Here is a 23,177-nt window from a genome sequence, read left to right as displayed (position 1 = left end):
TTTTTTAGTTAATACAGTTTTTCAATTTTGTCCAATCTGCTTTTTTAAGCTTAAATGGTTTATTCAATGCTGGATCAGCCATATTTTCTTCAAAAACTACATGATTCTTCACATCAACCGTTAGCCAAACTGCGTTATAATCACGATCGGGATAATGTTGCACCATCACAAAACTATAAATACCTTTATCAGCTTCATTAGATTGTAAACCATAACCAGTTCCTCCATTTTCCTTGATTAATTGACTCCAATCTTTTGTCATTTTTTTTATATAATCAGAATTATAAAGTGCATTTGCGGCTAAGTTTTCGCACTTACTTCTACTTTGAGCATTAACGAAATAAGTCGTTAAAAAGAGCGTTAAAAAAACAATTATCTTTTTCATATTCGTAATTTAAATTAAAACTATCGTATAAATCATTTCAGAAAAAATCATTCTGCCTTATTTTTGAAGAAAAATAAATGAGAACTATTCTTCTTTCTGTCGTAATTTCTTTGTTAAATATAGTTGTTTCTGCGCAAGCAATCGAAATAAAATCACCGAATTTTATTCCAAATCAATCCGAAAAAACAACAATATTTTTAGGGGGAACAATAGATATGGGAAATTCGGAAGATTGGCAAGCTAAAGTTACAAATGAACTGAAAAATGAACGTGTTATTTTACTAAATCCACGTCGTGATGATTGGAATACTGCTTGGAAACCCGTAAAAGAGGAACCCGAATTTCGCAAACAAGTTGAATGGGAATTGAATGCTTTGGAACAAGCAAATTACATTATTATGTATTTTGGAAAAGATTCTAAAAGCCCAATAAGTTTATTAGAAATGGGATTATATGCCCGAACTGGAAAACTTTTTATTGTTTGTCCCGAAGGTTTTTGGCGAAAAGGAAACGTTGATATTACTGCCGAAAAATATGGTGTAAAGCAATTTGAAACTATAAATGATGTAATTATTTTCTTGAAAAAAGAATTGAAATAAAGTCTGGAAACGATAAATTTTTTAAAATAAAAATGGATTATTTTCTAATTAAGTTTTAGCTTTGAAACCGCATAATTAGTGAGTTTTGGGTAGTATGAGACATAATGATTTGGAAATAAGTCGTTTGATAGAACGATTAGAATCTATTGGTATTTTGGTAGAAAAAATAGAAAGTTCTGGTTTCGGAAATATGTTAAATTTTGAAATGACTTATCAATTACCAAATAATCCGACAAGCCAACTTATTAGTTTTAGACGATTTGATATACAAGATGTTTTTTTATATTTTAAAAATACAATAAATCAGAAAGGAAATATTTTTTACGTTGATTTATAAAACAAAAACCTCAAATCTAAGATTTGAGGTTTTTGTTTTATTTGATTTTATCTAAATCTGAAACAGTATAAAATTTCATATTATTATTCTTTACAAATTTGCAGATTTCTGTTAAAGTCGAAAATTCGGTTTCATAATTTTTAGAAGCTTTAGGCACAGTTTTATGCGCGTAAAAAATGACAACTTTATTTTGCTCTTTAGCATATTGTAAAAGTGACAAAAAATAGGGCACACTAAAGTGAGGATAACTGTTATCTAAACCCAAACCGTAAATTAATTTACTTTTGTTGTAATAACAATTTTGCAAATTTGGTGCTTCACTACCATAAGTGGTTCCTCTTAAAAAATTAAAATGCTGAAACAACAATTTATCCGTTTCTTCGGTTCTATTACCGTATGGATAAGAAAAATTGGTTACGTTAAATCCATCATTTTTCATCAAAGTTAACATCGGATTAATTTCTTGTTTGATAAACGAATCGGCTCCATTTTCTTTTACAAATAATACGGTATGTTGATGATTTAGTCCATGTGCTGCAATTTCGTTGCCTTTATTTTGTAAATTTTTAAGTTCTTGAATTTCTTGTGGTTTTAATTTATCAAAATGTGTCACAAAAAAAGTTGCTTTCCAATTGTATTGCGCTAATATACTATTTGCTTTATTCCAATCATCTACATAATCATCGTCAAAAGTTAAGACAACTCCTCCACGAAATTCTATCTTTTTTCCTTTGATCGTGTCTTCTTCGTGATTACATGAAAAAAGAATTAATATGAAAACAATTGAAAAAAAGTAATTCAATTTCATTATAGGTTAGGTTTTGGTTGAGAAAAACTTGCTAAAATCTTTTATATTTTGTTTTATCAAGCTAAATCAAATATATCAAAAAGGGAAGTAAATCAACAATAATTAATGAAATATATGTTAACAAAAAAACCACTCAAATTGAGTGGTTTTAATTGTTATTTTTTATCGTTTAAAATCTATATCCTACAGATAATTGCCCAACTTGATTGATCATTTTATAGTCTGAACCTTCTAATTTATTAAAATTTGATAATCCATAATTATAACGTGCTGAGAAAAACAAATTTATTGGTAAACGATATGATAATCCTAATACCAAAGCAAAATCTATACTTTTTGTTTCGTCTTTATAATCATACTTGCCAAAATTATCTTCGTCCTCAGATTTTACTAAAAATCCAATTTGTGGTCCAGCTTCTACAGAAAAAGCATCTGTAATATAATACTTTGCCAAAACTGGTACATTGATATAATTTACATGTGATTTTGACTCATAGTTTTCTAATTTATGTCTTTTTCCTTGTTCTGAATAAACTATTTCTGGTTGAATTGATAATTTAGATAAAACAGGAATCTCTACAAATCCACCAGCATGAAAACTTGATAATATTTTTGTATTTTTTACATCTCCACTAAAATCTGCCATGTTATAACCCGCTTTTAAACCATAAAATATCTTTTTTGATTGAGCTTGTGTTAACACACTAAAAACTGTGAATATAAATGTAACTAAAAGTAATTTTTTCATCATAATATCTATTTAAGATTATTGTAAAATTAATCATTTATAATCAATTAATACTCTTAATTTAATTCATAATCAGCTTTTTATATAAAAAATAATTACAAAAAAATCCTTTAAGTCTAAACTTAAAGGATTTATATAAAAATATAGTATACGAATTATATCTGCTGATACATAAAGTTTTCGCCCAAATAAACACGACGAACGTCTTCGTCATTTGCTAATTCTTCTGGCGAACCTTCTTTTAAAATTTTACCTTCAAACATAATATATGTTTTGTCGGTAATTGCTAATGTCTGAGAAACATTATGGTCAGTAATTAAGATTCCAATATTTTTTTCTTTTAACGATCTTACAATCTTCTGAATATCTTCTACCGCAATAGGGTCAACTCCTGCAAAAGGTTCGTCTAATAAAATAAAATTAGGCTCTGTTGCCAAACAACGTGCAATTTCGCAACGACGACGCTCTCCACCAGAAAGTAAATCGCCTCGATTTTTACGAACATGCTCTAACGAAAATTCTTCGATTAAAGCATCTGTACGCATTTGCTGTTCTTTTTTAGATAGTTTCGTAAATTGTAAAACAGATTTAACATTATCTTCTACAGAAAGTTTACGAAAAACAGAGGCTTCTTGCGCCAAATATCCAATACCTTTTTGCGCGCGTCTATACATCGCATCGTTTGTGATATCCTGTTTATCCATAAAAACTTTTCCTTGCGTTGCTTTTACTAAACCAACAATCATGTAGAACGAAGTTGTTTTACCAGCACCATTTGGTCCCAATAATCCAATAATTTCTCCTTGTTCTACTTGGAAAGATACATTTTTAACCACGTGTTTTTTACCGTAGTCTTTTATTAAATTTTGTCCTTTTAATACAATTCCCATATCGCTTCAAAGATAGACATTTTGTTATTTAATCGAATTGATAATATCATGTTTTGTGATAATATGATATTTTCCGTTTTCAAGCTCAACTAAAACAGCTTGATTATCTTTTGTAATTAATTTCGAAACTTCTTCGATTGATGCACTAGCTTTTACAATTGGATAAGGTTTTCCCATTATCTCGCGAACTGGTTTATCAGCTACATTTCTATCTTCTAAAAAGGCTTGAAATAAATCTGATTCATCCAAAGATCCAACAAATCCTGTAATATCCATTACTGGAATTTGAGAAATTTTGAAACGACGCATACGATCTATTGCATGTGCTGCCAATTCTTCTGTACGAACTGTTAACAATGGTTTGTCTACATGTTCTTGAATTAAATCTATTGCCGTTTTTACCTCTTCTTCTAAGTATCCTCTGTCACGCATCCAATCATCATTAAAGATTTTACCAACGTAACGAGAACCTGAATCGTGGAACAAAACAACTACTACGTCATCTGGACCAAATTCATCTTTTAATTGTAATAATCCTTTGATTGCAGAACCAGAAGACATTCCTACAAAAAGTCCTTCTTCTAACGCTAAACGACGTGTATAAACCGCTGCATCTTTGTCAGTAACTTTTGTAAAACCATCAATAATATCAAAATCTACGTTTTCTGGTAAAATATCTTCTCCGATACCTTCTGTAACGTAAGAATATACTTCATTTTCGTCGAAGATTCCTGTTTCTTTATATTTTTTGAAAACTGATCCGTATGTATCAACTCCCCAAATTTTTACATTTGAATTTTTCTCTTTTAAGTATTTTCCAACACCAGAAATTGTTCCTCCTGTACCAACTCCAACAATAAAATGAGTTACTTTACCTTCTGTTTGTTCCCAAATTTCTGGTCCAGTTTGCTCGTAATTTGCTTGTGCATTTGATGGATTATCATATTGATTAACATACCAACCATTTGGTGTTTCTTCTGCTAATCTTTTTGAAACTGAATAATAAGAACGTGGATCTGTAGGCTCTACATCTGTAGGACAAACCACAACTTTAGCACCAACGGCACGTAAAATATCCATTTTTTCTTTTGATTGTTTATCAGTAATCACACAAATTAATTTGTATCCTTTGATTACCGCTGCCAAAGCCAATCCCATTCCTGTGTTACCCGAAGTACCTTCGATAATTGTACCACCAGGAACTAAACGTCCGTCTTTTTCTGCATCTTCTACCATTTTAAGAGCCATACGATCTTTACAAGAACTACCTGGATTAAAATATTCTACTTTCGCTAAAACCGTACAAGGTAATTCCTTTGTTATTTGGTTAATTTTAACCAAAGGTGTATTCCCTATCGTTTCTAATATATTATTTGCGTATTTCATTTTATTCTAACTTTTACTTTAAACTAAGAAATTTTATCTAAAATTTATCGCTTTTGCAGGCGTTATTTTAGAAATCATATACGATGGCAAAAGTAATACAATTGCACAAACTAATAAAGCGCCAACGTTTAATAATACTATTGTTCCGAAATCTAAATAAACTGGAGCTGTTGATAAATAATAATTTTCGGCTGGTAACTTAATGATTCCGAAATATTTCTGAATTAATAATAATCCAATTCCAATTACATTTCCTGCGATTAAACCCGGAAACATAATAAATAATGCATAATTGATGAATAATTTTCGGATTCGCCAATTGGTCGCACCAAATGCTTTTAAAATTCCGATTGAATGTGTGCGTTCTAAAATCAATATTAAAAGAACCATTACCATATTAATGACAACCACAAAAAGCATAATAAAAACGATGATGATAATATTTTTATCAAAAATAGTAATCCAATCATTGATTTGCGCAAATGACGATGTTGCAGATTCTGAATATAAATTATATGGAATTAATTCGTTTACTTTTTTTGCGACGGGCTCTATATTTTCTACATCGTTTACAAACATCTCAAAACCACCAACTGTTGTACTATCCCAGCGATTAAGGCGTTGCACGTGTTTTAAATCGCCCAACATAATAACATCATCAAAATTTTTGACATCAGTTTTAAATAATCCCGAAACGGTAAAACGTCGATAAATTGGCGTGCTATCATCCTGAATAAAATACATCACAAATGAACTATCCACGTCTAATTTCATTTCATCTGCAATCTTTTTAGACAACACAACATCATTCATAATCGAATCTTTATTGATTTTAGGAAAATGTCCTTTTATCAAAAATTTCTGAAAACGAACAGTATCATAATCTGTCCCGACACCTTTAAAAACAACGCCACTAAAATTTTCTTTTGTTCTAATTACACCACTTTTATTGGCGATTGCTTGAACATGAACAATTTCTGGAACTTCTTTAAACGTTGGATAAAATTTTTGATGAAGTGATAACGAATCCGAATTTAGCGAAGTATTACTGTTGTAATTTTTGATTGTAATGTGACCATTAAAATCGGCTAATTTCTCTTTTATTGCTTTTCTTGCACCAACACCAGTCGAAATTGTAACCAACGAAACAATTAATCCCAAAGCTACCGCAACTTGACCAATGCGAATAATGATACTTGATAAGTTATTTTTAGTATTTTTACCAAGCGCAATTTTTTTTGAAAACCACCAAGAAAAACTCAATATTTATTATTTTTTACGATTAAAACTAATTTTAGGTTGACTATTTACCTAAACTAAAAAATTCTTCAAAACGAAATGAAAAACTTTGTCAAATATACATCAATTGCTTTACTTAGCTCGGGTATTTTTTTAAGCTTTGCTTCAAAAGTTTACAGTCAAAACAAAACTTCTAAAAACATTCAAACGAATGAAAATATTTTAGTTGGTGCAGAAAATACTACTTTATATCTTCCACAATTAAAAGGTAAAAAAGTGGGCGTTGTATCCAATCAAACGGGTATTGTAAAATTTGATGGAACAACAATGCACACAGTAGATTTGTTATTGAAAAACGGAATTGATGTTGTTAAAATTTATTCGCCCGAACATGGTTTTCGCGGTGATGCAGATGCTGGCGCAAAAGTAAAATCTGGAATTGACTCGCAAACTGGTTTACCAATTGTTTCGCTTTATGGTGATAATAAAAAACCAAAAGCCAATCAAATTGCTGATGTTGATGTCCTAATTTTTGATATGCAAGATGTTGGTGCGCGTTTCTACACCTACATTTCGACTTTGCATTATGTGATGGAAGCTGCTGCCGAAAATGGCAAAAAAGTAATTGTTTTGGATCGACCAAATCCGAACGGACATTACATTGATGGACCAGTTTTGAAGTCAGAATTTAAATCGTTTGTCGGAATGCACAATGTTCCGATTGTTTATGGAATGACGATTGGTGAATATGCAAAAATGATTAACGGTGAAGGTTGGTTGGCAAATAAAGTAAAAGCCGATTTAGAAATTATTCCGTTGATTAATTATACACATCAATCCAAATATAATTTACCCGTAAAACCATCGCCAAATTTGCCTAACTCGCACGCAATAAATTTGTATCCAAGTACGTGTTTATTTGAAGGAACAAATGTAAATGAAGGTCGCGGAACTGATAAACAATTTCAGGTTTATGGATCTCCTTTTCTTAAAAATATGTCTTATCAGTATACGCCTGTTTCAAAATCGGGTGCAGCGAGTCCTAAATTTAAGGATGAAGTTTGTTATGGTGAAGATTTAACCGATGTTCCTTATCAATCAGAAATCAATTTAAAATGGTTAATAACTGCTTATAAAAACAATACAAAGCAACCTTTTTGGACAATGAATGGTAAAAAACTTTGGATTGACCAATTGTCTGGAACAGATGAATTGAGAAAACAAATAGAAAAAGGAATGACTGCGGAGCAAATAAAAGCGACTTGGCAAAAGGATTTAGAAGCTTTCAAGAAAATTAGAGCAAAATACTTGATTTATAAAGATTAGGATAATGCATAAATGATAATCTACTATTTATCATATCAGTATTTGTTATTCAGAATAAAGCAAAAACGGAATGAAGAATCTCTTAGATAATAATATTTTATTTTAGATTTCTCCTTTGTCGAAATGCAGATTATTAATTATGATGAAAAAAAGGATATGTATATATTCTAAAATAATAAATCCACAAAAAAATATTTTTTTGTGGATTTATTATTTAGCACTAAAATGTATTATTTTTTACTTCCAATTACTTCAGAAACCGAATCTCCTAAGCTTTTTACTTTATCATAAAGTTTTTGATCTCCTTTCTCAAATTCTATAGAAACTCTTCCTTCGCGAAGTTTAATTTCAAGATTTTCACCTTTTCTCCAGACAAAATATTTTCCTTCGGTTGCTGGCTCTCCAAAAATAGTTACTATTTCTTTTTTTGCAGAAGATGTTTTTTGTTTATCAAAACTTGCCGCAAACGCGTAATTCGAATCATCATCACTTACACTAACCGAAACGTTAGAAGTTGTTGTCGTTGTATTTGTTTTAGAACTCGCAATAGCTTTTGCTTGTTGTGCATAAGCAGAAAACGAACTTGCCAATACAATTAATAATATCCACTTTTTCATTGATTTTAATTTTTGATAAAATTCTGAAAAAGAAAATGATAACTGGGTTAACAAACGGTTAACGAAGGGTTAATGATTAGCTGTGATTATTTATTGATAACCGCCAATATTTCTTCAACCACTGTTTTTAATTGATTATAAACCACTTCGTTTTCGTTACTTTTATCGTAACTAATTTTTAAAATTCCAGCTGTCAAATTAATTTCGAAAACGCCGCTTTCATACCAAATTAATTCATTTTGATTATTTGTCTTTGCATTACCAAATTTTGATTCGATTATATTCTTGATCGTTTCATTTTTTCGTTCATGAAAAACACCTCGAAAAGAGTAAATTATTGCATTATCATTTAAGACATACGTTTTATTTGAAATTGCAATATTTTTTGGCCCATAATTTATTAAAATAGAAATTAGTTCTTGTTCTAATTCAGTTATTTTCTTGTAATCAATTTCATTATCACTACTTTTTTCTAAACTAATTTCAACTTCACCGTTCTTTAAATCAATGTTATATTTTGCGTTTTTATTCCAAACAAGATTATCTTTTTTAGAATTCGCTTCTCCAAATTGATTCTCGATACTTTTCTTAATTAAATTTCTTTTATTTTGAGTAAAAACTCCTCGAAAAGAATAAGAATTAGCTCTATCATTTAAAACATAGGATTTAGTAGAAATCGCTCTATTTTTATAATGCGGTTTATTTATAATTTCAGTTAAATCATTCCCTAAAGCTTTAATATCAGTATAAATTGACTGATTATCGCTACTTTTTCCGAAATGTATTCTTACTTCATCATTTGCCAAAACGATTTCATAACTTCCATTTCTATTCCAAACCAAATCACTTTTATCTTGTCTAGATTTTCCAAATTTATGTGTAATCGTTTCAAGAATCTGTTGCTTAAATTCAGGATTAATTTTAGCTTTATACGTGTAAGAAACTGCCGTTTCGCCTACAACAATTGATTTATTTACAGTAGTATTTGTTTGGGCAAAACCCGAAAAAGAACCAATTATAATAAGAGCGAATAGATATTTTTTCATTAAATATTTATTATTAAGCAATAAATATCTAAAAATAATAAGACATAAACAGCAAAATTAATTTTAAATATTTTCAACCTCAACATATAAAATTTCTCCTGTCATAGAATCAAATGCAATTGTTACATTTTCTTTTGCATATTCACTAACCAAGCGGTTTGGATTATAATTTCCTTTCTTCGTAAAATCAAATTTTCTAGTTGCTTGAGTTTCATCTACAACAGATGATAAACCGTACATTATTTTTTCATTATAAACCGTACAAACTGGATTTGGAGATAAATAAAATTTGATTGAAGCAACTTCATTATTCAAAATTGTTAAATAGATTCCTTTTTCTTTGTACAAAACATCATAATCGTATGTTTTTGGAGAAGTTTCTACAAAATTTTCGCGGCTATAAATCGGAGATTCAAATTCTTTTTGAAATTTTTTATACAAATCGTCTTCAATCGATTGTCCTATTAATTGAAGAAATAAATCTGGATTAGCTTGAAATGAATTCATTTTTTGTAATTTTATTTTATAAAAAAACCTTTCGAATCGAAAGGTTTTTGTTATTATTTATGAAGTTAAACTTCTTAGTTTTCTTTTAAATAAACTCCGTCAGCTTCAAAATTATATTGCATCTGAGGTTTTGTAATTTTTGCAATTTCGTCTGCAGATTTTCCTGCATCTTCTGCATAATGACGTAATTTTTCTACAGAAATTTCGCTAACAAAAGCTTTTCCATGTACTACTACATTTGCTTTTTCGCCATCTAAAGGCATAAAAAATCCGTAATCTTTAAAACGTACAAAAGATTGTTCTTCTCCTTTTCCAAGGTCAACTTTCATCCAACAACCTTTCTTTTTACAAACAGATTCTATTGTCGAAACAAATTGTACATTTTGCAATTCATCACCACTTTTCATGTTATCGTACAAATTACCTAACTCTTTTTTTGTCAAGGCATTTTTTACATCAAAAGATTCTCCATACGCTTGATATGCATATAAATCGTCAATTTTAGCTGTTCCGTTATCTAAAATTTTTGATTGAGATTTAGATACTTTTTCAGTTTTTACTTTTTTATCTTGTTTTTTAGTTTGTGCATTAGTCGTTGTTGCAAAAGCCATTACAGCACAAATTCCTAAAATATAGTTTTTCATGATTATCTTATTTATTACAAATCTAAATAATTATTCATTAAAAGTTGAATGTTTGGGTAAGAATTTTCTAATAGTTGTGGAATTTCAGTTTCTTTTTTCCATTCTACCGTTTCTATCCCTTCTTCGGTTTGTGGCAAAGGCAATTCAACACCATCATAATAAACTTCGAACCAAAAAGTTTCCTTAATCACGTATTCTCTTAAATAATAGATATGAAAAGTTGGCATTAAATATCGTTTCAATTCTAAATTTGTAATACTACATTCTTCTTCAATTTCTCTAATTGCGGCTTCTTCTTTCGATTCTCCTTTCTCCATTTTTCCTTTTGGTAAATCCCATTTACCTAATCTAAAAATAAATAAAAAATCGTCTTGAGAATTGCGTACAATACCACCCGCAGCTTGTATATGTTTGTAATATTTTAAGAAACTCGTCCAAACCTCATCAATATTCTCGCTAAATACATTTACAAAACCTACTGATTTTGAAGATAATAAATGAAACGCTTCATCAAATTGTGTTTCGTGATGAAATAAAATATTTTTTGCTTCGGGGTTCGATTGATTGCTGAAAGTTAACAAACTTTCATTAAAAAAAACTTTGTACATTTGAACGATTTGTTACAAATTTAATAAAAACTCACAAGGATATGAAGGTAAATACAAAGAAAGTGCGTTTCGCAAAAAATCAACAAGATGCGTTTAACTTTTTGTTGGATATGAAGAATTACGAACAATTAATGCCAACGGATACAAAATCATTTGAGATTCACGAATCTGGAAAAGGTTTTACAGTTGGAGTTGGTAGTTTACCAAAAGTTGGAATGCGTTTAAAAGAAACTGTAGAGCCATCAAAAATTGTTTTTGAATCGCCTGCACCAGCTTTCGAATATACATTAACAATTAACATAGAAGCTGTGGATGATGCGACTTCTGATGTTGAATTGGATTTTGATGGAAACTTTAATATGATGATTGAAATGATGGCTAAAAAACCATTGACTTCTTTTATCGAAACTATAGCAGATAATATAGAAAAAGTAGCTTAATTATTTTTTTAATATATGCTCAAAACGGTTAAGCCGATTTAATCAAATAAATCGGTTTAACCGTTTTTTTATTCTTACCTTTTACCCTCTTTTTTACTCATTTAACTAAAAATATATGAAACAAAACTTTACTTTAAAGTTCTTTATACTATTTTGCTTCACTTATTTTCCTACCCAATTTTTATCTGCTCAATACATAAAAGTAGAATCAAGTTATACTGCAGAACAATTGATAAAAGATATTTTTGTTGGTTCTAATTGTATTGAGGTAATAGATGGCTCTATAAAAATACAAGGTTGGAGTTTTGACGATGGTGATAAAAGTTATGGATACTTTGACAAAGGAACAAGTTCTTTTCCGCTAGAAAATGGAATTTTACTTTCTTCCGGAAAACTAAAAGATGCGCCTGGTCCAAATAACGGAATTAGTAGTAGAACGGATAATAATTGGAAAGGTGACCAAGATTTAGAAAATGCTTTAAATATTTCGAATACAACAAATGCAACAATCTTAGAATTTGATTTTATTTCGCCAGAAAGTAATAAAATTAGTTTTGATTATCTATTTGCTTCAGAACAATATTTAAGAACGACTGATGCTGGAAATTGTGGTTATACGGATGGTTTTGCTTTTTTAATTAAAAAAACAGGAAGCGCAGATGCTTACAAAAACTTAGCTGTTTTACCCAATACTTCTACTCCAGTTTCTGTGAATACAGTTTACGGAAATGGAGGAAAATGTACACCTATTAATCCGCAATATTTTGGGCAATTTAATCCTACAAATTCGCCAATTGGTTTTAATGGTCAAACCAAAGTATTAACTGCAACAACAGCCATAATTCCTGGAGAAAAATATCATTTAAAAATTGTTATTGCCGATCAAGGAAATGGTTTATATGATTCGGGGGTATTTTTAAAAGCAGGTAGTTTTGTTGGCACAAAAAGTTTAGGAAATGATTTGTTAGTTGGCGATGGTACAGCTTTATGCAAAGGATCAACTCACATTATTGATGCAACAACAACAAATGCACAAAGTTATAAATGGTACAAAGATAGTTTTGAAATTTTAGGAGAAACTTCATCTCAATTAACTGTTAATGATGAAGGTTTTTACGAAGTAGAAATTACACAAATAAGTGGTTGTAAATTAAAAGGAAGTTTAACAATAGAAATCCAAATAGATCCAATTATTACTCAAACTAATTTTACTATTTGTGATGATGATTTGGATGGAAAAATAGAAAAACCTTTAAGTGATTTTACAGAATATATTATTGAAGACTATAACTATTCAACATTTAATATAAAATATTTTGAAACCGAACAAGATGCAATTGACAATTTAACTGGTGGAATAGATAAAGTTTCTTTTCTGACAACCGAAGTTTCTAAGAGTGTTTATATACGTATACAACCCGGAAATTGTACAGCGATAATTCATAAAATAACCTTTATCAATAATGGTTTAAGTCAATTCAATAATCTTGATCCTATTAAAATTTGTGACAATGAGCTTGATGGAAAAGAAGAAATTAATCTTACTAATTATATCGATATTTTAATTGATAATAGCTTCGGATTAACAACTTTTTATACTAATGAAAATGATGCAAAACTCAATCTAAATGCAATAATAAATCCACAACAAATAATTACAGCAGATAAAATTTTTTATGTACGATTTAGACAAAGTGGTTTATGCGATAATATTGCGCCTATCAGTTTTGAATTTAAACAATCAAAACGTTCTACAATTTTAAAAGACATAACTATTTGTAAAAATGCAACAACAGATTTAGATGCTGGCGCTGGATTTGATTCGTATTTGTGGGATTTTAACGGTGCTACAACATCATCTATACAAAATGTGCCCGTTGGTACTTATCATGTAAAATTAGAGCACAATGGATGTTTTTATACGCAAGAAGTAAAAGTAATAGCTGCCGAAGATCCAATTATCCAATCAATCAATATACAAGGTTCTACGGTAACTGTAATTGTTTCGGGTTCTACGCCGCCTTATTTGTATGCATTAGATAATGGTCAATTTCAGACCTCTCCTATTTTTACAAATGTTACGTTGGGCAATCATATTATTCACGTAAAATCTAGTTTAGATTGCGCGCCTGTTTCAAAAGAATTTTCGGTCATTAAATTGCTTAATTTTATTTCGCCAAATGGTGATGGTAAAAATGATGTATTAGATTATTCGCAATTAAAAAATAAATTAAATCCGAAGTTTACTATTTTTGATCGCTTCGGGAAATTAATTTTTGAAGGTTCTGAAGCAAATAATTTTACATGGAACGGTAAGCAAAATGGCTTTGTAGTAGAAACAACAAGCTATTGGTATGTGATTGAATGGACCGAAGCCGGCTCTGACCAAATACAACGTTTTACAAATTGGCTTTTGGTAAAAAGTAAATAAAATATGGATAAATGGATTGCTTTTCCTAAAAAGGATTTATTGCTTGAATTATATTTGGCTGAACAAGATTTGGATGATGAATTACTTGAATTTTGGAATGAAATCAAAATTTCTCCCGAAACTTGGACCTGTGAAGATGTAATTCATCAAAATTTTTGGGTTGTGGCTAAACATCAAAATTGGATAATTTGGTACAATGATATTGAAGAAGGTTATAACTTTTCGAAGTACACAGAAGATTTAATAATTTTAGAATATCGCGCAAATAAAGATGAATTGATAATTGTGCTTAAAAAATTAAAAACGATGATTCAATCAAATTAAAAATTTGTTTGATTAGATGTAAAATAAAAACGGGATTGTTCTTAAGAACAATCCCGTTTTAGATAAATTAAATTATTATAATTTTATTTTAGAAGCTTCTCATTCTCAAAGCTGGGTTAATATATACTCCACCACATGCATCTAAATTTAAAACTAATTTTTCTCGTTCAATAGATTCACAATCTTGTCCATTACCTGAGTCTGTTTTACGAGCTACGTAATATGTAGTTCCGCTGACAATTGGTGTTGTACCTAGTATAGGTGATGTAGAAGTTGCGCTATCATACCAAACCAATTTATATCCTGGTATTTTGATATCATCAAATATTGCTACTTTATTTTTACAGAACTTATCATCTAATAATTCTGTTGGTTTTGTTGGTAAAGGAGTAATATTAATTTGATCATTAATAATACATGCGCCTGCAGTACTAGGATCATAATTAATCACTAATTTATATTCTCCATAACCATATAGTGACAAATCAATATCTCTGGTTGTTGCAATAGGCGTAACTAAATCTGCATTAGTACCAGTCAATTTAAACCATTGATAAGTTGTTACTGCATTTGGATAAAATCCTGAAGCTGATAACATTTTATCTACAGCAATATCTCTACAAGCGTATACTGCTCCAAAACCATAAGTAGAATCGTCTGTTGTTTTATCTAAGAATTGAACATAACTAGTATTGTTTCCTCCATTTGTGCTATACGTTCCGAAGACTAAAACCTGGTAACTAGAGTTTGCATCAATATCTTTTACTGTTAGATAATCAAAATTAGTAGCTCCACCTAATATTGTAAATTTAGCACGTGTACCTGGTGTTGCAGAAACAATAGAACGTGTAACATCACATGAAGTTCCACTTATATTTGCTTGTTCTGTTACTTTTAGCTCTTTATTAGCTACAATACTTATTCTATTACTTAATGAATTTAATACACTTGTTGTTACATCTGAATTTACATTAAAAGTAACTCCACGAGTTGTAATACTTTTAAAAACTAATGCTCCATTTGAAGGTCCTGTTATAACATTAGTCGGTATTTTATCTACAAATTCTAAAGTAGCTGTACTAAAAGTTGAATTTACCCCACTAGTTGTTGTTGGTCCTAAATATGTAAAATAAGGTGAATTATTATTAACTAATTTAAATACTGTATTTGCAGCATTAACTGTAAATATTCCCGAATTAATATTAAAATTTGAAAGCTCTAATGATGAATTGTCAATATTTAATTTTCCACTTGCATTTGTCTCATTTGAAAAAGATCCTGTTTTTATTGTTATATTATTTGCTTCTACATCTGCACCATTCGTTAAATAATTTACATGATTAGTAATACTAGTAAAGTTATCAACTAATTTATAATATGCTCCATTTAAATAGTTAATACGCATATTTAAATTTCCTCCATTTAGTCTAATTTTATGTCGTGGAGTAGGATCATAAGTAGGATCAATTTGCTTACCCGCAGCTAAAAGTCTACTAAACCCAGAAATATCTGTATTATTTAATAATAAAGAACCGCCTAAATAAATATCTCTTGATCCGTTTCCTTTAATCAACATTTTTTGAGGAGAATCACTTTCAAAAATGATATTATTAATGTAAATATCGTTATTTACGGCTACTTCGTTTCCTTTTGCATTTGAATATGATTTGAAATGTGCATTATCAAATTTTGTAGGAGAACAAGAACTTGAACTTATACTACCATCAGAATTTGAAGTCCAGTTAACAGAATTACTCCATTGATTTGTTGTAGAAGCACTACCAATCCAATATAAATTAGCTGGCATAGCTTGTGTTAAGCTAGTATAACCTGTTGTTTTACTATCTGCACTACCACTAATATTTAATATATAAGATGCATTCTTTATAAACTTAATATTTTTTACATCATAATTTTTTAGGGTTAATACATTTGCTGTATTTGTTTGATCAGTAACATTAGGGTTAATTATAAAATTCACTGTATAAACATCTCCATCTAATATTGTTACTAATTGACATGCATCTGTATTAATTGTCTGAAACTTATCAAGTATATTAATTCTATAATTAGATGTAAAACCAATAAGATTACCTGCATAAACTTTTAATTGATTTATAATTACACTATTGGTTGTTGTATCAAATATAGATGAACCAAAAGCAGAAAAATAAGCAGAAGCTTCTAACTCTACATTATTCGCATCAAAAAGTCCATATAAACTTCTACTTACCGAAGTAATAGAATTTTTTAATATAATATTATTATACTTTAATTTATTATCAATCGTATATATATTTGTATCTCCTGCAGCAGTAAAACTTTGGGTAAAATTAATAGTACTTGTGCCTGCGTTTAATGTAAATTGACTATTAAGATTTGTATTGTTTATATTATTATATTTCCAATATTTAGTATTTATAGTACTGTTTTTTAAATAAAGATTTGCTTTGAAACTTGATCCTAATGCTATTTCACTAATAAAATCGTTAAAATTAACTGTAGCAGCATCAAATATTAGCGATCCATTTTCTAATATAAATGAATTTCTATTTGCATCCTCTGTTTTGTAATAAGTAAATGTAGGTCCTTTTAAGCTTAAAGCACCACCACCAGTTACAATTAATCGATCACCATTAGAAGTAGAACCTCTTAATAATCCATCGTTTAGAGTTATTGTTTCAGGCGAGTTTATATCAGTAGATTTTGGAACAAAATATAAATTTCTTATACTTAAAGTTGCTCCTACTTGCAGTTGTAAAGATCCTCTAATAGTAAAGGCGTCAGATGTGTCAGAAAAAATTTCAAAAGTTTTTCCTATAAAATCTGGCATTACAGTAAAGTTATGAATATCAACGTTTTTTATCACATTAATAATACCTGCAATTACTGAATTTGTATTAAAAAATACATTATCGTTAGAAGATGGTAAAGTTGCAGTTGCTACTGCTGCTGTTGGAGATAAACTCCAATTTGCTGTATCACTCCACGATACGCCATCTCCGCCACCTCTCCAATAATAATCAATAGCAACATTTGAAGTGACGTTAATATTCTTATTTAAGTTTTCTAAAACAGAATTACTAAAAGTAACTACTTTATCAGAATATATACCATTCGCTATCATATTTGCGTAAGGCGCAACAGCTACTACAGGAATATCTAAATACGCTAAACTTTTAGAACCCGATATGTAAGATTTAAACTTTGTAGTACCAGAAGATGATGAATTAAAATTAAAATTAGTAACCTTTAAATTTGGACTACTACTAGGCGTTGTTACAGTAGATGTACCATAAAATGTATACTCATATCCTTTATCTACTGTTAAGTTAGTTACAGTTAAATTATTTGTATCAAAATAAACACTTGTTTTTCTAACTGTAAGATTATTGATTATTAAATTATTATTATTTATGATAGAACAAGTTCTATTTGTATAATTATTTACATTATCAATTATAACATTTGGTAAGATAACATCTGCTTTTTCTACAATTAGTCCTCTATAAAATGTTGTAAGTGTTGTATTGTGTATAAAATTTGTCCAAGAATGCGCTCCACCATGAATATAAATTGTAGAACTTGAAAAATCAGATTTTGCCATATCAAAATTTACAAACCAAATCGTTTCTGTATTTAAAATAGTAGAAGTTAATTTTATTCCACTTGCACTATTCAACACTTTCAACATTCCTGCTGTATCTTCATTTACATTGGTATTCTTTCTTAAATTAACAGATAGATTAGATAAATCTAATGTTGTTCCATTATCAACAATAATAGACATCGCATTAAAATTATTCGTTATTTTTATATTGGTTCCTGAATTAAAAACAATATAAACACCCAAATCATTATTATTAATGAATTGGTGCATTTTTTAAAATCAAAGCACCTATATTATCAATATTTCCAGTAGAATTACTTATAAAACTAGCTTTTTGAGATAAATTCATTACACCATTTACAGTAAGCGTTTTAGTAGTACCATTAACAGCTGTAAAATAATAATTATAATTAGAGGTTGTAGAACTTGCTGTAAAATTGTTAAATACAATATTAGCTTGATTAAAATTTACATCAAATTTTATTGCACCATCCGTAAAAAACACATTGTCTGATGCACCTGGAACAACGGTTGGCACACCTCCCGAAATACTACCTAAAGCCCAGTTTTGCACAACATTATAATTACTACTCGATCCTTTTCCAGTCCAATAAAAATCTGCTGCTAATCCCTTTGTACTAAGCAATGTTAGACAAAGAAGAAAAAATAAATATATTTTTCTCATAGAATTAGTTTCTAACTTTAAATACTACGTTGATAAATGTTTTTTCTGTAACATTAGGCGTTGCAGGCACTGTATAAGTCAATTTACCATCAACTGCCAATGTTGCATTTGTAAAAACAGCAGTATCAATATAAGTAATAAAATAAGCCAATTGAGAAACTGTATAAGTAGACAAAGGAGTATCTACATTTGAAGACAATTTTGGAGCTCCAAATTGACTGCTATATTCTTGGTATAAATCTACTGTATGATTTCCTACCGTTGTATCCAATGCAATACTTGGCGCATAAAAAACCATTGGTTTAGCTTCGTTGTCATTGTTTAAAAAACGAGTCCATTTAGCACCTGACCAAAAATAAAAACCAGGCGTAACTCGATTAGGAGAAGTACCTGCAGTTGCTGTATTATAAACCATTAATGCCTCGGGAGCAGTTGCTGTACCTGATATTGGTGCTAACGTATTAACATCTGTTAAAACAACTCGTGGTATCAAAATTCCTTTTGAGTTAGAACTTGCGTCTAATATTGAATATGAATCGGGCGTAAAAGTAGTAGCACTACTAATACCAACTTGCGCATACGAACTTAATGAGAATAGCAAAGCGCTAAGACTTGCCAAAGTGTAAATCTTTTTCATAATAATTTAATTGGTTGATTTTAAGATCCAAATATATATATAATTTTAACATATTATATCACTACTTATAGTGATAATTAAATATTTATTTAAAATACAGCTCATTACGAATTATAGCAAAAAAAAATCCCGAACAAATTGTTCGGGATTTTTAATTTATAAAGTTTAATATTCTTTAAAAAAATATTAACTCATTGTTTTATCAAAACGTTTACGATCATTCTCTTTTAAATAAATTTTACGTAGACGAATAAAGTTTGGTGTAACTTCGATACACTCATCACCTTGGATATACTCCATACATTCCTCTAAAGTCATTTCGATTTTTGGAGCAATTGTAGTAGAATCATCTTTACCTGATGCACGAATGTTGTTCAATTTTTTAGCCTCAACTACGTTTACAACTAAATCATTGTTACGAGAATGCTCCCCAACAATCATACCTTCGTAAACCTCTTCTCCTGGCGCGATAAAGAATTTACCACGATCTTGTAATTTATCAATAGAATAAGGAGTTGACGTACCTTGATCTTTAGAAATGATAACTCCTGCAGAACGTCCAGCAATAGCACCTTTGAAAGGTTTGTATGCTAAGAAATTGTGTGCCATTACAGCCTCACCAGCAGTGTTAGTTAACATTAATGAACGTAAACCAATTAAACCACGAGAAGGAATCTCGAACTCTAAATGTTGCATACCTTCTTTCGCTTCCATCACTAATAAATCACCTTTACGTTGTGTTACTAAGTCAATTGCTTTAGAAGAATAATCATCTGGAACATCAATTACTAATGTTTCGTATGGCTCACATTTAACACCATCAATATCTTTAAAGATAACTTGTGGTTGTCCTACTGTTAACTCATATCCTTCACGACGCATAGTTTCAATTAATACAGATAAGTGCATAATTCCACGTCCGTAAACTAATTGTGTATTAGAATCTTCTGTTGGCTCTACACGTAAAGCTAAGTTACGCTCTAATTCGTCTGTTAAACGGTCTACTAAGTGGCGAGAAGTAACAAATTTACCATCTTTACCAAAGAAAGGTGAGTTGTTAATTCCGAAAGACATGTTCATTGTAGGCTCATCAATATGCATTACTGGTAATGCTTCTGGATTTTCTGGATCAGCAATTGTATCTCCAATTTGGAAACCGTCAATACCAACAACAGCACAGATATCACCTGCTTTTACTTCTGTTGCTTTTACTTTTCCTAAACCTGTAAATGTATATAATTCTTTTACTTTATGTTTCTTGAAAGTTCCGTCTGGCTTAGTTAAAGCAATCCAATCACCTTCTTTTACAACTCCACGAGTTACTTTACCTACTGCAATACGTCCTAAGAATTTAGAAAAATCTAAAGATGTAATTTGCATTTGTAATGGTCCTTCTGTTGCTTCTGGAGCTGGTACGTGCTCTAAAATACCGTCCATTAATGGTAAGATATTTTCTGTACGTACATTCTCTGTATTAAACCAACCTTGTTTAGAAGATCCGTAGAATGCAGGGAAATCCAATTGTTCTTCTGTAGCATCTAAGTTGAAGAATAATTCGAAAACTTTGTCATAAACCTCATCAGGACGACAGTTTTCTTTATCTACTTTGTTAATTACTACTAATGGTTTTAAACCTAATTCTAACGCTTTTCCTAATACGAAACGAGTTTGAGGCATTGGTCCCTCAAAAGCATCTACTAATAAGATAACACCGTCAGCCATTTTCAATACACGCTCAACTTCACCACCAAAATCCGCGTGGCCAGGAGTATCGATAACGTTGATTTTTACATCTTTGTACATAACCGAAGCATTTTTAGAGAAGATCGTAATCCCTCTTTCACGCTCGATATCGTTGTTATCCATGATTAATTCACCTGACTCTTGGTTTTCTCTAAAAACGTTTGTTGAGTGAAGAATTTTATCAACCAACGTCGTTTTACCGTGGTCAACGTGTGCGATAATCGCAATATTTCTAATGTTTTGCATCCTTGAAAATTATGGGTGCAAATTTACGACAAATTTATTTTTAATCACTATATAATTGATTTAATTTAAATTAATCAACAATTACTTTAGAAAAATTTAATTTTAGTGAAAAATATTTATAAAAAAAGCTATTTTTTTGCACATTAATTAACAAAATGATGATTTTAAAATAATGTGTTTTCTACAGAATTTATCATTAAAATATAAATCGAATATTTTTTTAACTCTTTTTAAATCAATATTAACGTCCAAATTGAAGGTAATTATCTGTTGCATATTTTTCAAAACGTTGCAACAACGCAATATTTTCTTTTTCTAAAGGCGTTAATTCTTTTTCGATGTCGCCATACATCGGCACATACCACGCTTCATCATTAAAAAATTGACGCGCCGTTTTATTTTTAAACGTAAAACCATGTCGCGCATATATTGCATTTCGAAGAATTTCTAAATCTAACTTTTGTAAATTTTTTAATTGTTTTTCGGTTAATTTTTGTGTCGAAGCATTAAGTTTATAAATCGCTTGAGACGAATAACGTTGTTTTGTTACATCATATTCGTTAGACTTACCTTCGTCATCCGTATATTTTTGCTTCATGTTTTTATAATTTTCCCAATCTACCAAACCAATATCATCTGTATAATCATCAAGTTTTTTGAAATTATTATTTGGATTATATTTAAATACGCGCGATGTCAACAAAAGTTCGCGCTTTGTTACTTTTAATTTTTTATCATTTGCCAACCAAATTCCTTTAATAGAATCTTGCCCTTTTGTAAAATTAATCTTAAAAACTCCATCATATTTATCATCACCAGGCTCATTTAATTGCACATATAATGTTGAATCTGTTTCCTTCAAAGTTCCTTCAAACGGACGTATATTTCCCGATACAATACTTGTTCCGTATACTTTATTTGACGGATCAATTTTATCGATTTTCAAATTCAATAAAGTATTATATGTAAAACCTTCGTCACCTTCAAATTCTGAAGCCATAAATTCGCCAACCCAATTGCCATATAAATGTTTATACGCAGGATTATCTGGAATTTCTTTGGTAGAAATAGTATCGATTTTTGTTGTTGAATCTTCAACTTTTACAACTTCTTTTTTAGTGTCTTTGCAACTAAAAACGAGTAATGACACAGTTATAATTAAAGCTATTTTTTTCATGATTTAGAAGGTTTTGTTTTATAAATATACAATTCTACAAGCAATAAATTAGGAATAAATCCCAACCAAGCAACAATTTGATAAACGTCCATTGGCGATGGATGAAAAAGAAAAACCAACGCTACTTTCCAAGCGCGCAATGTTAGCGCAGAAAGAGCCAGCGCATAACTTCTCATCATAAAATTTTGATGTACCCGAATGTTTTTTTCCTTTATTTTGAGCAAGCCAATAATGGTAAAAATCCACCATAAAATGCCTAAAATAACAAAAGCTGTTTTCGCAATTAATTCTCCATTTGCATAAAAACCAATAAAAATTCCGCTAGGCGCAGCCAAAAAAACGACGATGTAAAAATAAATTTTACCTGATATTTTATGAAGGTGCTGAATCCTCTTATTTTTTATTTTGATGAACTGAAAAACTCCAAACAACAATGCAAATATGGCAGAATACACATGTATATAAAAAATGGTTAAATAACTCGGAATCGTAGTAACCTCATCTTGTTTTATAGCTAAAAATGAAACATCTGACGAAATTGGAATATAACGAAGCGTAATTTGCAACATCAAAAACGAGAAGTAACACCAAAACAATAGCAATATTGCTTTCCACCATTTTATACCTTGAATTGTTTTGATTCGTTTCAAAATCTGTTGATTTATACAACTAAAATAATCGATTTATTTATGATAGACAATCCCTAATTATAGCCAATAAAAAAATCCTCCAGTAAACTGAAGG

General features: G+C 29.8%; 23 protein-coding genes. 6 read left to right on the top strand and 17 right to left on the bottom strand.

What is annotated here, in order from left to right; translation table 11 throughout:
* Positions 1–4: 4 nt before the first annotated feature.
* Positions 5–385, bottom strand: a complete 381-nt coding sequence (locus tag BM072_RS02985; RefSeq protein ID WP_092906399.1) for a hypothetical protein — start codon at positions 383–385, stop codon at positions 5–7.
* 77 nt (positions 386–462) lie between these two features.
* On the opposite strand from BM072_RS02985, the gene BM072_RS02980 reads away from it, so the two are divergent.
* Together BM072_RS02980 and BM072_RS02975 are read left to right on the top strand one after the other, a co-directional pair.
* Positions 463–984 carry a nucleoside 2-deoxyribosyltransferase domain-containing protein gene (locus BM072_RS02980; RefSeq protein ID WP_092906397.1) on the top strand — a complete coding sequence of 174 codons (522 nt, stop codon included), beginning with the start codon at positions 463–465 and terminating at the stop codon, positions 982–984.
* 94 nt (positions 985–1,078) lie between these two features.
* Positions 1,079–1,321 carry a hypothetical protein gene (locus tag BM072_RS02975; RefSeq protein WP_092906395.1) on the top strand — a complete coding sequence of 81 codons (243 nt, stop codon included), beginning with the start codon at positions 1,079–1,081 and terminating at the stop codon, positions 1,319–1,321.
* A gap of 37 nt (positions 1,322–1,358) precedes the next feature.
* Here the strand turns inward: BM072_RS02975 and BM072_RS02970 are convergent, their stop codons facing one another.
* The 5 genes from BM072_RS02970 to BM072_RS02950 all read right to left on the bottom strand — a co-directional run bounded on the left by BM072_RS02970 (position 1,359) and on the right by BM072_RS02950 (position 6,416).
* Entirely contained in the window at positions 1,359–2,129 is a 771-nt protein-coding gene (locus BM072_RS02970) for a polysaccharide deacetylase family protein (protein ID WP_092906393.1), read from the bottom strand.
* A gap of 169 nt (positions 2,130–2,298) precedes the next feature.
* Entirely contained in the window at positions 2,299–2,880 is a 582-nt protein-coding gene (locus BM072_RS02965) for a porin family protein (protein ID WP_245752036.1), read from the bottom strand.
* Positions 2,881–3,032: 152 nt separating this feature from the next.
* Positions 3,033–3,761 carry an LPS export ABC transporter ATP-binding protein gene (gene lptB / locus BM072_RS02960; RefSeq protein ID WP_092906477.1) on the bottom strand — a complete coding sequence of 243 codons (729 nt, stop codon included), beginning with the start codon at positions 3,759–3,761 and terminating at the stop codon, positions 3,033–3,035.
* Between the two features lie 30 nt (positions 3,762–3,791).
* Complete coding sequence (locus tag BM072_RS02955; RefSeq protein WP_092906391.1) at positions 3,792–5,153, bottom strand: pyridoxal-phosphate dependent enzyme; 1,362 nt, start codon at positions 5,151–5,153, stop codon at positions 3,792–3,794.
* A gap of 33 nt (positions 5,154–5,186) precedes the next feature.
* On the bottom strand, positions 5,187–6,416 hold the full coding sequence (locus tag BM072_RS02950) for an ABC transporter permease (RefSeq protein WP_092906389.1): 1,230 nt from the start codon (positions 6,414–6,416) through the stop codon (positions 5,187–5,189).
* A gap of 75 nt (positions 6,417–6,491) precedes the next feature.
* On the opposite strand from BM072_RS02950, the gene BM072_RS02945 reads away from it, so the two are divergent.
* Complete coding sequence (locus BM072_RS02945; protein ID WP_092906387.1) at positions 6,492–7,718, top strand: exo-beta-N-acetylmuramidase NamZ family protein; 1,227 nt, start codon at positions 6,492–6,494, stop codon at positions 7,716–7,718.
* 230 nt (positions 7,719–7,948) lie between these two features.
* Here the strand turns inward: BM072_RS02945 and BM072_RS02940 are convergent, their stop codons facing one another.
* From BM072_RS02940 to BM072_RS02920, 5 genes are all read right to left on the bottom strand, one after another.
* Positions 7,949–8,335 (bottom strand): hypothetical protein, encoded by a 387-nt coding sequence (locus BM072_RS02940; RefSeq protein WP_092906385.1) that lies wholly within the window; start codon positions 8,333–8,335, stop codon positions 7,949–7,951.
* Positions 8,336–8,421: 86 nt separating this feature from the next.
* Positions 8,422–9,381 carry a hypothetical protein gene (locus BM072_RS02935; protein WP_092906383.1) on the bottom strand — a complete coding sequence of 320 codons (960 nt, stop codon included), beginning with the start codon at positions 9,379–9,381 and terminating at the stop codon, positions 8,422–8,424.
* Positions 9,382–9,444: 63 nt separating this feature from the next.
* Positions 9,445–9,888 (bottom strand): hypothetical protein, encoded by a 444-nt coding sequence (locus BM072_RS02930; protein WP_092906381.1) that lies wholly within the window; start codon positions 9,886–9,888, stop codon positions 9,445–9,447.
* 74 nt (positions 9,889–9,962) lie between these two features.
* Complete coding sequence (locus tag BM072_RS02925; RefSeq protein ID WP_092906379.1) at positions 9,963–10,532, bottom strand: DUF4920 domain-containing protein; 570 nt, start codon at positions 10,530–10,532, stop codon at positions 9,963–9,965.
* A gap of 14 nt (positions 10,533–10,546) precedes the next feature.
* The gene (locus tag BM072_RS02920; protein WP_092906377.1) at positions 10,547–11,140 is read right to left on the bottom strand and encodes an NUDIX domain-containing protein; all 594 of its coding nucleotides are present in this window, start codon (positions 11,138–11,140) and stop codon (positions 10,547–10,549) included.
* A 41-nt stretch (positions 11,141–11,181) separates the two neighbouring features.
* On the opposite strand from BM072_RS02920, the gene BM072_RS02915 reads away from it, so the two are divergent.
* The 3 genes from BM072_RS02915 (at position 11,182) to BM072_RS02905 (ending at position 14,335) form a co-directional block, all read left to right on the top strand.
* Positions 11,182–11,580, top strand: a complete 399-nt coding sequence (locus BM072_RS02915) for an SRPBCC domain-containing protein (protein WP_092906375.1) — start codon at positions 11,182–11,184, stop codon at positions 11,578–11,580.
* Between the two features lie 115 nt (positions 11,581–11,695).
* Entirely contained in the window at positions 11,696–14,011 is a 2,316-nt protein-coding gene (locus BM072_RS02910; RefSeq protein WP_092906373.1) for a choice-of-anchor L domain-containing protein, read from the top strand.
* Between the two features lie 3 nt (positions 14,012–14,014).
* A complete protein-coding gene (locus BM072_RS02905; RefSeq protein ID WP_092906371.1) occupies positions 14,015–14,335 on the top strand; it encodes a hypothetical protein in 321 nt (106 codons plus the stop codon).
* An 88-nt stretch (positions 14,336–14,423) separates the two neighbouring features.
* On the opposite strand, the gene BM072_RS02900 is transcribed toward BM072_RS02905, so the two are convergent.
* The 6 genes from BM072_RS02900 to BM072_RS02875 all read right to left on the bottom strand — a co-directional run bounded on the left by BM072_RS02900 (position 14,424) and on the right by BM072_RS02875 (position 23,083).
* Positions 14,424–18,215, bottom strand: coding sequence for a hypothetical protein (locus tag BM072_RS02900; protein ID WP_092906369.1), 3,792 nt, complete (start codon positions 18,213–18,215; stop codon positions 14,424–14,426).
* Positions 18,199–18,591, bottom strand: coding sequence for a hypothetical protein (locus BM072_RS02895; protein WP_092906367.1), 393 nt, complete (start codon positions 18,589–18,591; stop codon positions 18,199–18,201). Before BM072_RS02895 ends, BM072_RS02900 begins: the two co-directional genes overlap by 17 nt.
* A gap of 43 nt (positions 18,592–18,634) precedes the next feature.
* Positions 18,635–19,267 (bottom strand): hypothetical protein, encoded by a 633-nt coding sequence (locus BM072_RS02890; RefSeq protein WP_092906365.1) that lies wholly within the window; start codon positions 19,265–19,267, stop codon positions 18,635–18,637.
* Between the two features lie 186 nt (positions 19,268–19,453).
* Entirely contained in the window at positions 19,454–21,256 is a 1,803-nt protein-coding gene (gene typA, locus BM072_RS02885; protein ID WP_092906363.1) for a translational GTPase TypA, read from the bottom strand.
* Positions 21,257–21,497: 241 nt separating this feature from the next.
* Complete coding sequence (locus tag BM072_RS02880; RefSeq protein ID WP_092906361.1) at positions 21,498–22,433, bottom strand: YARHG domain-containing protein; 936 nt, start codon at positions 22,431–22,433, stop codon at positions 21,498–21,500.
* On the bottom strand, positions 22,430–23,083 hold the full coding sequence (locus tag BM072_RS02875; RefSeq protein ID WP_245752034.1) for a DUF2306 domain-containing protein: 654 nt from the start codon (positions 23,081–23,083) through the stop codon (positions 22,430–22,432). The genes BM072_RS02880 and BM072_RS02875 overlap by 4 nt, the downstream gene beginning before the upstream one ends.
* Positions 23,084–23,177 lie beyond the last annotated feature (94 nt).

The sequence above is a fragment of the Algoriella xinjiangensis genome, assembly GCF_900115015.1.
GTDB lineage: Bacteria > Bacteroidota > Bacteroidia > Flavobacteriales > Weeksellaceae > Empedobacter > Empedobacter xinjiangensis.
This window is presented reverse-complemented; position numbering and strand designations above follow the sequence as displayed.

What these genes read in the sequence shown, in the direction of transcription:
- BM072_RS02985 (WP_092906399.1), bottom strand. Translation starts at nt 385, where the DNA reads ATGAAAAAGATAATTGTTTTTTTAACGCTCTTTTTAACGACTTATTTC.
- BM072_RS02980 (WP_092906397.1), top strand. Translation starts at nt 463, where the DNA reads ATGAGAACTATTCTTCTTTCTGTCGTAATTTCTTTGTTAAATATAGTT.
- BM072_RS02975 (WP_092906395.1), top strand. Translation starts at nt 1,079, where the DNA reads ATGAGACATAATGATTTGGAAATAAGTCGTTTGATAGAACGATTAGAA.
- BM072_RS02970 (WP_092906393.1), bottom strand. Translation starts at nt 2,129, where the DNA reads ATGAAATTGAATTACTTTTTTTCAATTGTTTTCATATTAATTCTTTTT.
- BM072_RS02965 (WP_245752036.1), bottom strand. Translation starts at nt 2,880, where the DNA reads ATGATGAAAAAATTACTTTTAGTTACATTTATATTCACAGTTTTTAGT.
- BM072_RS02955 (WP_092906391.1), bottom strand. Translation starts at nt 5,153, where the DNA reads ATGAAATACGCAAATAATATATTAGAAACGATAGGGAATACACCTTTG.
- BM072_RS02945 (WP_092906387.1), top strand. Translation starts at nt 6,492, where the DNA reads ATGAAAAACTTTGTCAAATATACATCAATTGCTTTACTTAGCTCGGGT.
- BM072_RS02940 (WP_092906385.1), bottom strand. Translation starts at nt 8,335, where the DNA reads ATGAAAAAGTGGATATTATTAATTGTATTGGCAAGTTCGTTTTCTGCT.
- BM072_RS02935 (WP_092906383.1), bottom strand. Translation starts at nt 9,381, where the DNA reads ATGAAAAAATATCTATTCGCTCTTATTATAATTGGTTCTTTTTCGGGT.
- BM072_RS02930 (WP_092906381.1), bottom strand. Translation starts at nt 9,888, where the DNA reads ATGAATTCATTTCAAGCTAATCCAGATTTATTTCTTCAATTAATAGGA.
- BM072_RS02925 (WP_092906379.1), bottom strand. Translation starts at nt 10,532, where the DNA reads ATGAAAAACTATATTTTAGGAATTTGTGCTGTAATGGCTTTTGCAACA.
- BM072_RS02920 (WP_092906377.1), bottom strand. Translation starts at nt 11,140, where the DNA reads ATGTACAAAGTTTTTTTTAATGAAAGTTTGTTAACTTTCAGCAATCAA.
- BM072_RS02915 (WP_092906375.1), top strand. Translation starts at nt 11,182, where the DNA reads ATGAAGGTAAATACAAAGAAAGTGCGTTTCGCAAAAAATCAACAAGAT.
- BM072_RS02910 (WP_092906373.1), top strand. Translation starts at nt 11,696, where the DNA reads ATGAAACAAAACTTTACTTTAAAGTTCTTTATACTATTTTGCTTCACT.
- BM072_RS02905 (WP_092906371.1), top strand. Translation starts at nt 14,015, where the DNA reads ATGGATAAATGGATTGCTTTTCCTAAAAAGGATTTATTGCTTGAATTA.
- BM072_RS02900 (WP_092906369.1), bottom strand. Translation starts at nt 18,215, where the DNA reads ATGCACCAATTCATTAATAATAATGATTTGGGTGTTTATATTGTTTTT.
- BM072_RS02890 (WP_092906365.1), bottom strand. Translation starts at nt 19,267, where the DNA reads ATGAAAAAGATTTACACTTTGGCAAGTCTTAGCGCTTTGCTATTCTCA.
- typA (WP_092906363.1), bottom strand. Translation starts at nt 21,256, where the DNA reads ATGCAAAACATTAGAAATATTGCGATTATCGCACACGTTGACCACGGT.
- BM072_RS02880 (WP_092906361.1), bottom strand. Translation starts at nt 22,433, where the DNA reads ATGAAAAAAATAGCTTTAATTATAACTGTGTCATTACTCGTTTTTAGT.